Origin of the sequence: Shewanella sp. 10N.261.52.F9 (assembly GCF_041471165.1) — a bacterium.
GTDB classification, from domain to species: domain Bacteria; phylum Pseudomonadota; class Gammaproteobacteria; order Enterobacterales; family Shewanellaceae; genus Shewanella; species Shewanella marinintestina.
In genome coordinates, this window is record NZ_JBFRNX010000013.1 from 37,009 (window position 1) to 51,689 (window position 14,681).

The window sequence follows — 14,681 nt, forward strand, 5'->3', positions numbered from 1 at the left end:
ACCATGACTTTTTTTGGCAGACTCGCCCCCTCTATAATAAAACGCAGCGCTTTAGCAGCAATTCAGGTTTGTGGATTCTGTTTATTCGCATGGGCTTGTCAGAGCGTAGCGACAAAAGTGTCTTCTCCTATACCTGGTAGCGTTATAGGGCTAGCAATTTTATTGCTATTACTCTGCCTAAAGTTAGTACCGGAAAAAAGCGTTAATTTAGGTGCATCTTGGTTGATAGCAGAACTACTACTGTTTTTTATCCCCCCCGTTGTTGGCGCAATAAAGTATCAGCCCTTACTCGCAAATTATGGCGTAGAACTCATTGCCGCAATGCTTGCAGCCAGTACCTTAGTCCTTATTGGAACAGCGTATACAGTAGACAAACTTTTTAAGTTTGAGCATCAACAAAACCTTAAACGACAGCAGAAAAAAGTGAATGCACAGATCATTCACCTTCCTAGCACCGATTCAACCTCTAACTTGGCTACTAAAGAGCAAAAAGCAGCATGAACCACATCAATATTGGCTTGTTTTGTTTAGCGCTGACACTAGTCAGTTACTATGCCAGCAAGGCACTATACAAAAAGCAGCACAAAACTTGGTTTGCCCCCATCATTATTGCTCCAGCACTGATTTTGATTGTTGTCGTCACATTGAAAATAGATGTCGCAGATTACTTCAGCTATAGCCACTGGCTAGCGGCAATGCTAGCACCTGCAACCATCGCTTTTGCGGTACCTATCTACCGTGAGCGTCTGCTAATAAAACAATATCCACTGACATTAAGCTTAGGAGTGATAACAGGTTTATTTCTCGGCCTTGCATCATCCTGGTTACTCGTAAAATGGACTCACTTACCACCCGAGCTTTCCCACAGTTTAATGGTTCGTTCGGTTTCAACCCCTTTTGCGGTCGAAGCCACAACGGCCTTTGGCGGTGTCCCTGAACTTACCGCTATGCTAGTACTGCTTACCGGTATTATTGGAATGTTGATTTGCGAGCCTTTGTTTAAAATCGCTAAGATAAATAGCGCTATAGCAAAGGGCGTAGCGTTGGGTGCTTCTGCCCATGGTGCAGGGGCAGCGAAAGCGACAGAGATTGGCCGACAAGAAGGCGTAATTGCCAGCCTCACCATGATTTTTACTGGTATTGTTATGGTAATTGCAGCACCACTGTTTGCAACGTTAATCAACTAATGGCCATCAGTTTAGACTTTTACCTATTGTTATATAAGCAACTCGCTATTCATTATGCGTCACTAATTCATAATTAACTTATTACAACATGCTATACAGCTATCGATTACCAAGCCTATTTCTAGGCTTTTTCATTATGATATTTCCAACTAAGTAACTTCCATCAATACATCGCTTTACTGGTACCAATAACTGCAGCAGAGTGCGTTTAATACTGGCTGTATCACCAAAGCAACAATTAACACTTTGGCGTTTAACAACAAATTAGGTAAAGTGTCTGCTGCAATTACAAGCTTGCAGCGTTTTGGTAAAGAATCACACGTTCTACGAACCCAAAACCAACACAATAAAAACATACAAAATAACTATAAATAATTAGAAAATTTGAAGGGAAAGTTATGAGCGATTCGAAAGATACTTATGCAGATAACGACCTACGGGAAGTTAAGCAGCTGGGTATGTGGGCCTCTATTGCCAGCTTAAGCTATATATTCTGGATTGTAGGCGGCATGGAGCTGGTTGAGCGAATAGCCTATTACGGCGTAAAAGCCAGTGCAGGTCTTTATGCTAAAGCCCCAACCTCTGAAGGTGGCCTTGGTATTAGCCTAAGCGATTATGGTGTCATTATCGCGATCTGGGCATTTATGCAGACCTTTATTCCTGTTTTTACAGGCGGGATCTCTGACCGTGTCGGTTATAAAGAAACTATTTTTGCATCCACCCTCATTAAGATTGCTGGCTATCTAGTGATGGCATTTTTCCCAAGTTTTTATGGATTCCTATTCGGTGCCATATTACTTGCCGGTGGTACAGGTATATTTAAACCGGGGATCCAAGGAACTTTAGTCCTATCAACAGGTAGACAAAATACCTCGATGGCTTGGGGTATTTTTTACCAAGTCGTTAATATTGGTGGCTTCCTTGGTCCGCTAGTCGCAGTGCATATGCGCCAGCTTTCTTGGGACAATGTGTTCTACGCTTGTGCAGCAATAATCTCTCTCAACTTCTTGTTCTTGCTTGCCTATAAAGAGCCAGGTAAAGAAGAGCGTATGGAACGCAACCGCAAAATTAAAGCCGGTGAAATCCATCAAGAAGCACTTTGGAAAGATGCATGGCATGAGCTAAAAAAACCTGTGGTTATCTACTACATGCTTGTATTTGCGGGCTTTTGGTTCCTGTTCAACTCGCTATTTGACGTATTACCTATTCATATTGCGGAGTGGGTCGATACCAGTGTTATTGTGACTTCACTTTTTGGTCCTGAAGGTACTTCTAATGGTTTCTTCCAGTTCTGGTTAGGCCTTGATAATACTGGTACAAAAGTAATGCCTGAAGGCATGCTTAACCTAAACGCAGGTATGATCATGACGACCTGCTTCCTAGTCGCAGCCTTAACTGCAAAATACCGAATTACTACAGCTATGCTTGGCGGTTGTTTACTGAGTATCTTGGCATTTGTGCTAATAGGTGCAACTAATGCAGCTTGGATGATCGTATTAGCTATTGCCATGTTCTCTTTCGGCGAGATGATGATCAGCCCAAAGAAAAATGAGTTTATGGGCAACATTGCTCCAGAAGGCAAAAAAGCTATGTACCTGGGTTTTGTGATGTTACCTCAAGGTATCGGCTGGACATTAGAAGGCTACTTTGGTCCTAAACTATATGAAATGTACGCATCTAAAGAGATCTTCTCATTAGAGTTGCTTGCTCAGCGTGGCATGAACCCAAGTGAAATTAGTGCAATCCCACAAGGTGAAGCTTTTAGTACTTTGGTAGCCTATACAGGTGAGCCAGCTCAAGAGCTCACAACGCTGCTGTATAACACCCATAATATTGGTATGGCTTGGTACATTATTGCTGCTATTGGTTCTATCTCAGCAGTCGGTATTTTCCTTTACGGTAAATGGCTATTCAAATTGCAGCAACGTTAATCTCTAGCGAGTTAAGCTATAAATTGCAGATACAAAAAAGCTGACCAATAGGTCAGCTTTTTTTATCGCTTTTAACTATGCATTATCGGAGATAAATGATAATTGGTGGTTAGCTTAAGCGGCTTGTTTTTCTGCAGCAGGCTCGTATGCAGCGACTGCAACTGGGCCTACTGGTAAAATTACGCGGCCAAACTCAGCATTTAATACTTGAGCCATGGCAAAGTAAATCGCACTTAAACCACAGAAGATACCTTCGTAGCCAGCGATAGTGCCGATTAACTCGCTACCGGTGAAATCACGAGCTGCAAGTAGGAAGAACAAAATCGTTAATGAAGCAAATACAACTTGCTTAGCACGTGGGTAACGTAGAGAACCTACAAATAGCGCAGCAGTAAACATGCCCCACAATAGTAAGTACCAACCCATAAATGCTGCTGGGCTAGCGGCTAGACCCATCTTTGGCATAACAATTAAGCCAACCAAAGTTAGCCAAAATAGACCGTAAGATGTGAATGCAGTAGTACCAAAAGTATCACCGCGCTTAAAGCACATAATACCAACGATAACTTGAGCGATACCGCCGTAGAAAATCCCCATTGCTAGAATCATAGAGTCAATTGGGAAAAAACCTGCGTTATGGATGTTTAATAGGACGGTAGTCATACCGAAGCCCATTAGACCAAGTGGAGCAGGATTAGCTAGTTGTGTAGACATTGAGTTCCCCTACAGGAAGTATTCACTAACAAATGCACCTCACTTAAAAGGCACATTATTAAATTAAGTTAATTTGAGCGCGCGCATTCTAGTTGAAAGCGATAACGGTGGGCAAATCTTCAGTTAAGCGAAGCGAAGGGTAAACTCATAGCAGTAAAAGACATTTAAACAATAATATTCAACAACTTAATTAAAAAACAGCCATTAATAGCCATCACCCCAGCCGCAGCCCAACCAAGATCACACAACAAGCAATAACCAGACGTGAATCACATATAAGCTTTGAGGGCACATTAGTAATTGATGAAATTCATTAAGCTAAACTGACGAAAAATTGCACCAGATCACAAACTAACAAAATGGTTCTTTATTTATCGATTTAAGCTTAATTTAAGAAAAACTTTCAGTTTTCAGCTATAAAAACTGAAAGTTCACCTACATAAATGGCTAAACTAAAAAGGCTAAGTTGATTTATATAGGGTTAGAAGGGCCAATTTAAGTATCAAAACATTCCTTTAGTCGATGGCTATTTCATCGTAAGATAGCTCACGACTAGCACCAACGACTAATTCAGGATCAAGCTCTATATCACCCACCGATAAACGATGTAAGCCCACTACTGGATTACGAAAGCGACCAAACATACGTTTTATTTGATGATAGCGCCCTTCCATTAGCGTCACTAGCGCAGTGTGTTCATCAACAATCTCAAGCTTTGCCGGTAACGTGGTGATGTCTTCATACTCAAAGTACATACCATTCGCAAAAGCCGCGATATAAGATTCATCAATCGGGTTTTGTAGTGTGACTCGATACACCTTGCCAACTTTATGCTGCGGTGACATCAATTTTTTCGACCAGCGTCCATCATTAGTGAGTAGCAATAACCCAGAAGTATTTAAATCAAGCCGACCTACAATATGCAGGCTGTGCTTATCGTCTCTATCTAGCAGATCGATAACTGTTTTATGTTTATCATCTACTGTGGCACTGACGACACCAACGGGTTTATGCAGCATGACGTAACTAGGCTGACAAGCTTGCAGGATCTGCCCATCTAAGGTGACATGAGAGAACTCATCAATAATTAAATCAATGTCACGGGCAATTTCTCCGTCCACCAGTACTTGGCCTTTTGCTAAAAGTACTCTGACGTTTTTTTTACTGACACCAGTTTTAACGCTAATAAATCTATCTAAGCGTGCACGTTTCGATTCCATAAGATATTAGCTACTCTTGCACTGGTGCGACTTTGTAGGCACAGCGACGTGCACCTTCAATAATATGCTCTTCACGGCTGATAACTGCATGCTCCGCTAACAAACTTTGGAACAGCTGCAATTCAGAACGACAAAAATTAAAACACTTGCTTGCAGCTGCACAGATAGGGCAATGATTTTCTAGTAACCAATAAACGTCATCTTGTTGTTCAACGCTAGCCATATAACCTTCTTCGATACGTAATTGAGCTAAAATTTGCAATTTAGCCGATAAGGTATCCGCGTCTTTTAGTGCCTCGCGATAAAGCACTAAAGAAGCTTGCTCTCGGTGAGCAATAAGTTGCTCTAAACCACCATCACCAAAAACGGTCTTAACAGAATCAATTAACTGAACCGTTAGCTCTTCATGTCTATCAGAAAAGTGGCTATTGCTTTCTGGCGTCAGAGCCCAGTAACGTGTTGGTCGCCCTCGAGTTGCTTTTCTATCCTCAAAAACTACATCTCGACTTTCTTCCAGACTTTGTAAATGCTGGCGCACCCCCATTGTGGTTAAACCCAGTTCACTGGCAATCACTTTGGCGGTTAATTCACCTTGAGTTTTGAGCATCTGCAAAATTTTGTCACTGGTCTTCATTATTATCTCTTTTAGTTGCATCGCTTATCAGCCGATACAAAACATCCTAGTTGCCATTATTGCTCAATCACCGATTAAGTAAACTTTTTTCTTTACTTTATTTTGTAAAGATATTACTTTACTTAAAACTTAAATAAACAAAAAGGTTTACTTAAATGGAGTTAGCTATTGTAAGTGCAAGTCAAAGAAGTCCATCACAGAGTGCTAAAGTTGCTCGCTATCTAAGCGAAAAATCATCCGCTTTCACCAAAGCGCATCACATTGAACTATGTCAGTACCAACTGCCATTTTGGGATGGTGAAGCTAATTCTAAAGCGGCAGACGGCAGCCGTTGGCCCTTAATCGCCCAACAAATAAAAAATGCGGATGCCTTAGTACTAATCACTCCCGAATGGGGCGGCATGGCATCACCCATTATGAAAAATTTCTTATTAATGGCAGACAACCAAGATACAGCTCACAAGCCCGCTCTACTTGTCGGTGTTGTTAGTGGAATAAGTGGTGCCTACCCGATTGCAGAGTTAAGAATGAATGCTTTGAAAAACAATAAATTAGTGGCGACTCCCGACCATTTAATCATTCGCAATGTAGAGGAGGTACTTAACAGTCAAAAGGCAAGTTCTGAGCGTGATTTACATTTACGTGAGCGCATAGACTACAGTTTGCATATGTTAGCTCAGTACAGCGAAGCTTTAAAAATAGTGCGTATAAACCATCAACAGCACGCCTACCCTAAACAACAGGAATACACTTACGGCATGTAGTACCCACAATGGAAACTAAAGGAGCAAGATATGATTCATTTAGAACACTTAAACTTAGTAGTAAGAAATATTCCAACAGCCCTCAACTTCTACCAAGCAATATTCCCTCACTGGCAAGTTCGCGGCGGCGGAAAATCGACTTGGCATGGTGTAGAACGCAACTGGATGCATTTTGGCGACGACTATCAGTATTTAACTTTTAATGACGATGGTAATGCGGATAATCGAGACTTAAGCGGCCATCAGGTAGGTCTGGCTCATTTTGCTTATGCTACCGACGATCTAGATGGTGTTATCAGTCGTCTCAAAGCTGCTGGTTTTGAGATTGCTAAACCCGGAATAGATGACCCTTATAGACGTAATGTGTACTTTATCGATCCAGATGGCTATGAAGTTGAGTTCGTCGAATACTTAACTGACGTCCCAAGCTTACGTAATCGTTACGAATAATCTCTATAAAGCTCCAATCAATGAGCTTTGTGTTTGCACAATGAGCTTGATCAACTCATTTTCCGTATCCATCGACTTGGCAAAACCTTTAAAGGCCAGCGAATAAGAGCCCACGGCCAGCTCGGGACAAAACTATTGGCTTTCTCAGCCTCAATAGCCTTAACAATGGCTCGGCAGCCCACGTCAGTATCAACAATAAAAGGTACTTTTTCGACCGGTACGTTAATTTCACTATGAATAAACCCTGGGTGAATACAGCTCACCTTGATTGGTGTATTCATCACGTCAATACGCATCCCTTCCGATAATGAACTAACCGCCGCTTTCGTTGCAGCATAAACCGTCATGGCTCGTCTAAAACCTCTTAACGCACTCACAGAAGATATAGTGACTAAATGACCAGCATTTTGGTCTCTGAAAATTGCCATAGCCGCTTCAGCCTGAGCCAACAAAGCAATAAAATTGGTCTCTGCTGTTTGTTTATTTGCTTCAAAATGCCCGGTTCCAATTGCAGCTCCTTTGCCCAGCCCTGCATTTAAAATAATTCTGTCGAGAGTGCCAAATTCAAGCTTAAACTCATCAAAAACCTTAAACACGGCTTGATGTTGATTAACATCAAGTACTTTAATCGACACCTTAATGCTTGAGTTAATCTGCAAAAGCTCATGTTTTAAAGCCTCTAAACGCTCAAATCTTCTAGCGCACAAAGCTAGGTTTCGCCCCTTCTTAGCGAATTCGATGGCCATGCCTTTTCCCAAGCCTGAGCTCGCACCTGTAATCAGTATTGTTTTTCGTGGTATCGCCATTTTAGTCACCCATAGCTAACGTGCTCAATAAACACCCAAACCACTAATACAAACAGTGAATGTAAACCTCTGCGGCAGCGAGCTAAGTAAAGGCTAAATGTTGTCTGGTTTAACTTAACCAAACTGCCAATACAAACAATCCAATATAAAAGGCGAAACCGAGTAGAAAAGGTTTATCAAATTCTGAGCGCCCCCTGATTTTTGGTGCCGCTAAAAATCTTGTCACAGATAGAGGGTAATTAATTTTGCCTAAGCTAAACACATAAACTAGCATTGCACCGGTAAAATAAAATAGATAAGAAAATACAAAGTCCCATAAAAACCAAAACATTAATTCAGCTACTAATGCCAACATCACGCTCTCCTTAGCGATTCCTTAATAATGTATTTACCCGGCCACTTTTAGTAAAAAAAATATAAAGCCAGCGTAAGCAACTGCGCCAATGACAACCATCATAGTTAATAATCTAGATCGCCTCATTGATTGTATTAATGCCACCTCTGTCGGCATCAACTCTGAAGCTGTAGAGACAACAGTATCGTTTGCAATACCAGAGTTTATGTTAGTAAAAACCAACTTGCTCTTTGGCGGCAATGACAGCTTTCCTCGCTTAAAATCCGCTATACGTCGCTCAACTAACAGTACTTGCCCGAGCTTATTATCAGTAGAATTCATTTAACTTCTCCTTGTTAAGATCACCCTAAACAAGGAGCGAGTTAATGTCAGGTTAAACATTGTTAACAACTAAGTGATAAATTATATTTTGAATTTTCTTGAAATTAGATAAAAGCCAGTAAATGACATAGTCAAAATCAAATACTTAAAAACTGTAGACTGAAAAGCACTTACAAATAGCCGTTTAAGCGTGATTTGATCTTAGCAAACCCACGTATTTACTAGGCCATAGACTAAAGTAGATGCAGTGGAGAAAAAGGAGACGGAGTGTTCCTATGATTAGGTACCACCATACATTAACCTTAATAGACAATAATTCTGCAGCACAAGCCGCTTTAAGTAAGTCACTACAATTGGCTAAAAAAACTAAAGCTAAAGTCACCGCTTTAAAAATAGATCGCCCCTGTAGCAATCTATTAAGTCGTCTTGGGCTAATCCCAAAAAACGCATTGGATCCCATGCTATTCGTAAAAAAACTGCTCACTCAATATCAGCGTCAAGGTGTAGAAGTTGAAATTAAGACCATCAAAAATGTCAAAGATCATGTCGCCATTCTTAACGAAACTAATAATAGCAATTATGATTTAGTGGTAATTAACAATAATCATCACAATGCACTATTGAATGAATGGGTACCTAGTTGTGAGGACCATTTGCTTAGAGATTGCCTGCAACCTGTGATGATAGTGGGTAATAAGTCTTGGCAGAGCCAAGGGCATATTTTAACAGCATTAGATACCAGCGGCTCTAATTTAGAACATAAGCAACTCAATCAGTGCTTACTTGACGATAGTCAGCAATTAGCCAACTTATTAGATAACGACATTCACTTATTAAATTGCTATCAGTTGGATAACTGGAGTATGTCGGTTACCCCAGAAAAACACTATTCATCAGAATCAGATCAAAAACAGCTACTTTGGCAACGATTACTCGATAGCGCCAAAGGTCGACAATTCGCTCAAGATCACTTGCATCTAGAGCAAGGATTACCAGACTACGTGATTCCCCATATTGCTCACCAATGTAATGCCAATCTGTTAATTATTGGTGCTGGTGAGCATCATGGTTTAATCAGTGAACTTAAAGGTCACACTTCATCTGTGATTGTTGAACAGTTAAAGTGCGATATTCTAGCGATAAAGCCACAGCTACATTAATCGACAACAACGAGCGCTAATCGCGCTCAGACTGGCTTTCAGCCACGATATCAGAGTCTTTATGCGCCCAAAAATCGACTCTAAAGCAGGTGTCATCAGTTAAAAATTCAACTTTATGCCAATATTGCGGCGGCGAAACTCCAACATCCCCTACTTTAATCACTAACTCTTGTTCTATTTCACCGCGCCTATCGGCAAAGCCGTAAAATTTAAGCTCTCCATTTAACACATGGATCTGCCCATACACCCCGGCTTTAGTGTTATGTAAGTGCAGAAACATTTTCGGTACCGTTGCCTTTTCAAAAACGGCAGTGGACTTATAATTAACGTAATCAACAGGAATTGCAGCCATACTGAGTCCTTAGTTTATTATTTAATTTGTTAAAGCGTAATTAATGCAATTTAAGCTCAAGTTAAGCTCAAGTTAAGCGACTATAAGCAAACTAAACATTATAATCCCCAAATATACCGACTTTAAGCGTCACGCGATAACGAGAACCGATGAATCAAGAATATAGTTACACAACCCAATATACGCTAGATAAGAGTCACTTTAGCGAATGCTATGACGAATCTGTCGTTATTGACGCATCAATACGTGCTTATCGCAAAGCCATTTTGTTCGCTGTCGTGGGAGTAGCATTAATGCTAACCAATATTAACGGGTACGCTTCGTGGTTTCTTATTGCTTTAGGCGCACTAGAAGCATTAAGTGTTCGGTTTAGAAAACCTTGGTGGCTAATGCGTCAAATGATGAGTAAAGCGGCCAACAACGAAGTGACATTGACCATAGATAGCTCAGGGATCAGCAATGACTCTTTTTATGTTCAAGGCAAAATTTTATGGCAAGACATCAACCAATTTACAGAAACTAAACAAGGCTTTCTATTGAAGCAATCTAAAGCAGTAAGCTACCTATCGAAACGCAGCTTGGATGAAGATGCATTGCAATTTGTCATCGCTCAAGGTAGAGATAAAGGCTTAGAATCCCTAGCCGAAGAAGATTAATCTCTGACATAGGCCATTAGAAATGCGTCAATATATTCGCCATCCCGAAAAGCATATTCACGCATTTCACCTTCAATCACAAAACCATGCTTTTTATATAAGCTAATCGCTAAATGATTGTCGGTATAAACCTCTAGTTCTATCCGCTTTACAGCCAGCCAATTTTGCGCCAACGATACTATAGCCTCAAGCAGCGCAGAGCCTAAACCAATACCACGATAAGACTCGTCGACAGCCATTCCTATATTGGCCACATGCTTCCGCCGTGGGTTGCTAAAGACTTCCATCCCTATCTGCCCAACAACCTCATCACCTCTCATTGCGACTAAGCTATAACAATTTTCAGGTAGGTCTATTAAACGCTTCTGCCAACGACTAAGTGATGGAAAAGGATGCTGCAGTGTTGAGCTATAGCAACTTTTTTGGCTATAAAGTTGGCAAATACCATTTATATCAGTATCTAAGCTGTGACGAATATCTATATCTATCAAAATACTTAAGCCTACTTCTTGGGGCATTTGCTCATTTTTCACTTATCAGTCTGCCTTATAAAAAACGTTTCTGTTTAATTAACTTTAAATAAAAGCGCTTTAGTGTCAACAACTAAGCCAATAATAACGTTTATTTTTAGCGAATCATCACCAAGAATAACAGCTGCGCTTTGATTGGTTTTCAACCTGTATCAGTTTGCAACATGTTTATTATCTCGCATGATGCTTTTTGGAATAGATGATACTCTATGGGTCCATTTGTTAATTTTGTAACTGCGAGTCAATGTTTTAGATGCCATATTTATTAGCACTACTGCTCAGTTTAAGCCTGTTTTCCGGAGCCACTTTTGCCGATGCTCCAGCAAGCTGTGATAACAATACCGACTGTATTGAAGTTGGTCGCTGGGATCTGGGTATAGCACTCGGATACGGACAAAAATCTAACCCACTAAAAGATTTTGAAGATATCCCACTATATGTTGTGCCAACTATTGCATACTATGGCGAGAGCTGGTTTTTTGATAATGGTAACCTTGGCTACACCTTAGCTGAAGGTGAAAACTACACCGTTAACCTAATTACGACTTTTAGTAATGACAGCGCCTTTTTCCACCGTTGGGATCCCTCCAACATCTTTCTATTAAATACAGGTAACAGCCAAGCAGCGATCGCTCCTATGGCCAGCTCCCTCTCAAGGCTCACTCCTGATGAGCGCACTATTGGTGAACTAGAGAATCGAAACTTTACATATCTTGGCGGAGCCGAGGCTTTTATTTACACCCGATTTGGTATAGTGCATGCTAGCCTAGCCCATGACATATTAGATGTGCATGGCGGCTTAGAGTCTAAGCTAAAGTGGTTTTATAATATTCCATTAGATAAATGGAATTTTGAATTTGCCGCCGTATTAGACTGGAAAAGTGAAGAAGTGGTGGACTATTACTACGGTATTAGACCAAGTGAAAGCCTCTATTGGAACCAAGTATATCAAGCGGAGTCGGCATTGAATAAGAGTCTTGAGTTTACCGGACAGTATGTATTAACTGAAAACTGGAATTTACTCTTCGTTGCTCGCTATACCGATATCGGTGATGCTATAGCCGAAAGTCCTTTGCTAGATAAAGATTACACTACGACCTACTTTGTTAGTGCAGCATATAGGTTCTAACACTCGTGTTTTTAAAATCTATACGCCTTTCAATATGTCTGCTTCTTGGCTCGCTTCTGAGCTCAAATGCTATGGCGCAAAACACTCTAGAAGAGTTAGAGCCTAACTTTAAACTCTCCCCAGAGATTTGTATCACTTCTGCTGATGCAAAAGCTTGCGATATTGAAGTGACGTTGCAATGGGATTCAGTAACAAATAAAACAATTTGCATAATCTCTGATTACAAAGACTTAAAGAAGTGGTGTGGTTCGTCACCAGACATTCACTCATTAACCGTTAATATCAGCGCTAACCGTGATATTCAGTTTGTGATGATAGACAAAGATACCCACGAGACAATTGCAGGTGTAAAATTAAAAATAACACCAGCTTCTCCGCCTCAAGTTAGGCGACGATACCGCAACCCATGGAGTTTATTTTAATGACCAACTCTCAATCTACGCATAGAGTATTATTAGTCGAAGATGATATTCGCTTAGCTAATTTGATTGTCGACTTTTTAAAGTCGCATGGCATGCACGTAGAAGTAGAAAGACGAGGCGATACGGTACTGACTCGTTTAATCAACTATAAACCAGACATCATTTTGCTCGATATCATGTTACCTGGGATGGATGGGTTAACTCTGTGTGAAAAACTACCAGATTACTTTGCCGGCCCTATTTTATTGATGAGTGCACTAGGCTCAAATGAAGATCAAATTAAAGGCTTAGAATTAGGTGCCGACGACTACGTTGTTAAACCTGTAGACCCAGCGCTGCTGGTAGCACGTATAAATAACCTACTTCGCCGCCAAGCCAAGCCAGCACAAGTTGAGTCACACTGCTTAAGCTTTGGTAAATTAAGCATTGACCCACATACTCAAGCGATTCGTTTAGGTGACACTGAAGTTGATTTAACCAGTCACGAATTTGAACTGCTTTGGTTATTGGCCTCTCAAGCAGGTCAGGTTATGAGCCGCCAGTATATCTATCAATACCTGCTCAATATCGATTTTGACGGTAAAGACCGAAAAATTGATGTACGTATATCTCGTCTAAGAAAGAAGTTAGGCGATAATATTGAAACGCCTTTCAGAATTAAAACGGTTTGGGGCCAAGGTTATCTATTCGCTCCTGAAGCATGGAACAACTAAACCTGCTAATTTAATAAGATGAAACGTCTTTTTATTAGCCTTTATCTTTTGCTCAGCCTTGGTTTTTTAGGCATTGGCTGGGCACTAGATAACTTATGGCAAAGCAACGTAGATGATAAAGGTGCACTCGATGCACCTTTAGTTGCTTTAGCACAAGTGTTAGCAGCGTTACCTGTTGACGAGCGCCAACCTATGCTTGATTCAATTGAGCTTGCGCCAAACTTTCCACTGACTCTACTCGATGCAGAACAAGTTGCCTTTTCTAGTAACCAATTAGTCCATTCAAATAAAGTTATTGCAACGCCTTATGATATTAATCATGAGCTACATTTCGTGGCAGTAGGCGAGCAGGTATTAATGGCTGGCCCAATAGAACTCGATCCACGAGCAAGCCTACGTAACCTCTATAATATCTTTTTCTATTTCTTACTGGGCTTTATCGTACTACTTTGGGTATGGCCACTATCAAAAGACTTAAAAGTACTAGGTAAAGCAACCAAAGAGTTTGGCCAAGCAAAGTGGGACACTCGCATTCGTTTAACCCAGCGCTCACAGGTATTGCCTCTTGCCACTACCTTTAATGATATGGCAGCCCATATTAGTGCGCTTATTGAAAACCAAAAACACTTATCAAACGCTGTTTCTCATGAAATTAGAACCCCTTTAGCGCGTCTAAAATTCGCCTTAGCTTTATTACCCCAATATTGCTTACCTGACTCAGATGAAGACAAACGACAACGTTTCTTAGATGAAATGAAGCTCGATATTAAAGAAATGGAAAACCTGTTACAAGAGCTGCTGACCTATGCCAGCTTAGAAACTCAGCGAGAATCACTTAACTTTGAGCGCTGTGATTTGAATAGTTTAGCACTGCAAACTATCAAACGTTTGCAGACACATCACCCAATACCTATTACGCTTGTCGCTCCTGAAGAGACTATATATCTGATAGCAGAGCCTTCTTTAGTTGAACGTGCACTGCAGAACCTCATAACCAATGCGCAACGATTCGCCGTAAATGGCGTAGTGGTTAAAATTAGTCAAACCAATGACTCAATCATGCTATCTGTTACCGATGATGGTGAAGGGATTTTAGCGGAAGATCAAGGCAAAATATTTGAACCATTTTACCGCAGCGCAAGCTGCAAAAATGGTAATAAAGGCCATGGTTTAGGATTAGCGATTATTAAACGAATTATGGAAAGACACCACGGTGATGTGCAATTGATAAGCCAGCCGGGCTTTACTCAATTTAACCTGATATGGTCATTAGCCCAAACAAGCAATCGCACTAAAAGCTAATTAAGCACTAATGCTATACAGGCGAATAAACAGAT

19 protein-coding genes are annotated in these 14,681 nt (G+C 40.7%); 11 read left to right on the forward strand and 8 right to left on the reverse strand.

Annotation, left to right across the window (positions count from 1 at the left end):
* The first annotated feature begins 3 nt into the window (after window positions 1-3).
* The 3 genes from AB4298_RS09185 (at window position 4) to AB4298_RS09195 (ending at window position 3,118) form a co-directional block, all read left to right on the forward strand.
* Window positions 4-501: a CidA/LrgA family protein gene (locus AB4298_RS09185; RefSeq protein ID WP_371986432.1), complete on the forward strand. Its 498-nt coding sequence runs from the start codon at window positions 4-6 to the stop codon at window positions 499-501.
* On the forward strand, window positions 498-1,187 hold the full coding sequence (locus tag AB4298_RS09190) for an LrgB family protein (protein ID WP_371986433.1): 690 nt from the start codon (window positions 498-500) through the stop codon (window positions 1,185-1,187). The genes AB4298_RS09185 and AB4298_RS09190 overlap by 4 nt, the downstream gene beginning before the upstream one ends.
* A gap of 398 nt (window positions 1,188-1,585) precedes the next feature.
* Window positions 1,586-3,118 (forward strand): MFS transporter, encoded by a 1,533-nt coding sequence (locus tag AB4298_RS09195; RefSeq protein WP_248997686.1) that lies wholly within the window; start codon window positions 1,586-1,588, stop codon window positions 3,116-3,118.
* Between the two features lie 114 nt (window positions 3,119-3,232).
* Here AB4298_RS09195 and AB4298_RS09200 read toward each other — a convergent pair whose 3' ends face one another.
* From AB4298_RS09200 to AB4298_RS09210, 3 genes are all read right to left on the reverse strand, one after another.
* Window positions 3,233-3,832: an acetate uptake transporter gene (locus AB4298_RS09200; RefSeq protein ID WP_248997687.1), complete on the reverse strand. Its 600-nt coding sequence runs from the start codon at window positions 3,830-3,832 to the stop codon at window positions 3,233-3,235.
* 515 nt (window positions 3,833-4,347) lie between these two features.
* A complete protein-coding gene (locus AB4298_RS09205; protein WP_371986435.1) occupies window positions 4,348-5,052 on the reverse strand; it encodes a pseudouridine synthase in 705 nt (234 codons plus the stop codon).
* Between the two features lie 10 nt (window positions 5,053-5,062).
* Window positions 5,063-5,686 carry a helix-turn-helix transcriptional regulator gene (locus AB4298_RS09210; RefSeq protein ID WP_371986437.1) on the reverse strand — a complete coding sequence of 208 codons (624 nt, stop codon included), beginning with the start codon at window positions 5,684-5,686 and terminating at the stop codon, window positions 5,063-5,065.
* Window positions 5,687-5,841: 155 nt separating this feature from the next.
* On the opposite strand from AB4298_RS09210, the gene AB4298_RS09215 reads away from it, so the two are divergent.
* Both AB4298_RS09215 and AB4298_RS09220 read left to right on the forward strand, forming a co-directional pair.
* Window positions 5,842-6,450, forward strand: coding sequence for an NAD(P)H-dependent oxidoreductase (locus AB4298_RS09215; protein ID WP_248997690.1), 609 nt, complete (start codon window positions 5,842-5,844; stop codon window positions 6,448-6,450).
* Window positions 6,451-6,480: 30 nt separating this feature from the next.
* On the forward strand, window positions 6,481-6,900 hold the full coding sequence (locus tag AB4298_RS09220) for a VOC family protein (RefSeq protein ID WP_248997691.1): 420 nt from the start codon (window positions 6,481-6,483) through the stop codon (window positions 6,898-6,900).
* 50 nt (window positions 6,901-6,950) lie between these two features.
* On the opposite strand, the gene AB4298_RS09225 is transcribed toward AB4298_RS09220, so the two are convergent.
* From AB4298_RS09225 to AB4298_RS09235, 3 genes are all read right to left on the reverse strand, one after another.
* Window positions 6,951-7,706 (reverse strand): SDR family oxidoreductase, encoded by a 756-nt coding sequence (locus AB4298_RS09225; protein ID WP_371986438.1) that lies wholly within the window; start codon window positions 7,704-7,706, stop codon window positions 6,951-6,953.
* Window positions 7,707-7,815: 109 nt separating this feature from the next.
* Window positions 7,816-8,061 (reverse strand): hypothetical protein, encoded by a 246-nt coding sequence (locus AB4298_RS09230; protein ID WP_371986439.1) that lies wholly within the window; start codon window positions 8,059-8,061, stop codon window positions 7,816-7,818.
* A 33-nt stretch (window positions 8,062-8,094) separates the two neighbouring features.
* Window positions 8,095-8,382: a hypothetical protein gene (locus AB4298_RS09235; protein ID WP_371986441.1), complete on the reverse strand. Its 288-nt coding sequence runs from the start codon at window positions 8,380-8,382 to the stop codon at window positions 8,095-8,097.
* Window positions 8,383-8,657: 275 nt separating this feature from the next.
* On the opposite strand from AB4298_RS09235, the gene AB4298_RS09240 reads away from it, so the two are divergent.
* The gene (locus AB4298_RS09240; RefSeq protein WP_248997694.1) at window positions 8,658-9,542 is read left to right on the forward strand and encodes a universal stress protein; all 885 of its coding nucleotides are present in this window, start codon (window positions 8,658-8,660) and stop codon (window positions 9,540-9,542) included.
* Window positions 9,543-9,558: 16 nt separating this feature from the next.
* Here the strand turns inward: AB4298_RS09240 and AB4298_RS09245 are convergent, their stop codons facing one another.
* Window positions 9,559-9,894: a TehB family protein gene (locus AB4298_RS09245; RefSeq protein ID WP_248997695.1), complete on the reverse strand. Its 336-nt coding sequence runs from the start codon at window positions 9,892-9,894 to the stop codon at window positions 9,559-9,561.
* Window positions 9,895-10,043: 149 nt separating this feature from the next.
* On the opposite strand from AB4298_RS09245, the gene AB4298_RS09250 reads away from it, so the two are divergent.
* A complete protein-coding gene (locus AB4298_RS09250) occupies window positions 10,044-10,550 on the forward strand; it encodes a YcxB family protein (protein ID WP_248997696.1) in 507 nt (168 codons plus the stop codon).
* Here AB4298_RS09250 and AB4298_RS09255 read toward each other — a convergent pair.
* The gene (locus AB4298_RS09255) at window positions 10,547-11,068 is read right to left on the reverse strand and encodes a GNAT family N-acetyltransferase (RefSeq protein ID WP_283107164.1); all 522 of its coding nucleotides are present in this window, start codon (window positions 11,066-11,068) and stop codon (window positions 10,547-10,549) included. The genes AB4298_RS09250 and AB4298_RS09255 overlap by 4 nt on opposite strands.
* Window positions 11,069-11,333: 265 nt before the next feature.
* Here AB4298_RS09255 and AB4298_RS09260 point away from each other — a divergent pair, with 265 nt between their 5' ends.
* From AB4298_RS09260 to AB4298_RS09275, 4 genes are all read left to right on the forward strand, one after another.
* Window positions 11,334-12,209, forward strand: coding sequence for a MipA/OmpV family protein (locus AB4298_RS09260; protein ID WP_248997698.1), 876 nt, complete (start codon window positions 11,334-11,336; stop codon window positions 12,207-12,209).
* A 71-nt stretch (window positions 12,210-12,280) separates the two neighbouring features.
* Window positions 12,281-12,631 carry a DUF3019 domain-containing protein gene (locus tag AB4298_RS09265; protein ID WP_248997699.1) on the forward strand — a complete coding sequence of 117 codons (351 nt, stop codon included), beginning with the start codon at window positions 12,281-12,283 and terminating at the stop codon, window positions 12,629-12,631.
* Window positions 12,631-13,344: a response regulator gene (locus tag AB4298_RS09270; protein WP_202720571.1), complete on the forward strand. Its 714-nt coding sequence runs from the start codon at window positions 12,631-12,633 to the stop codon at window positions 13,342-13,344. Before AB4298_RS09265 ends, AB4298_RS09270 begins: the two co-directional genes overlap by 1 nt.
* Before the next feature lie 18 nt (window positions 13,345-13,362).
* Complete coding sequence (locus AB4298_RS09275; RefSeq protein ID WP_248997700.1) at window positions 13,363-14,646, forward strand: sensor histidine kinase; 1,284 nt, start codon at window positions 13,363-13,365, stop codon at window positions 14,644-14,646.
* The last annotated feature ends 35 nt before the right edge of the window (window positions 14,647-14,681 follow it).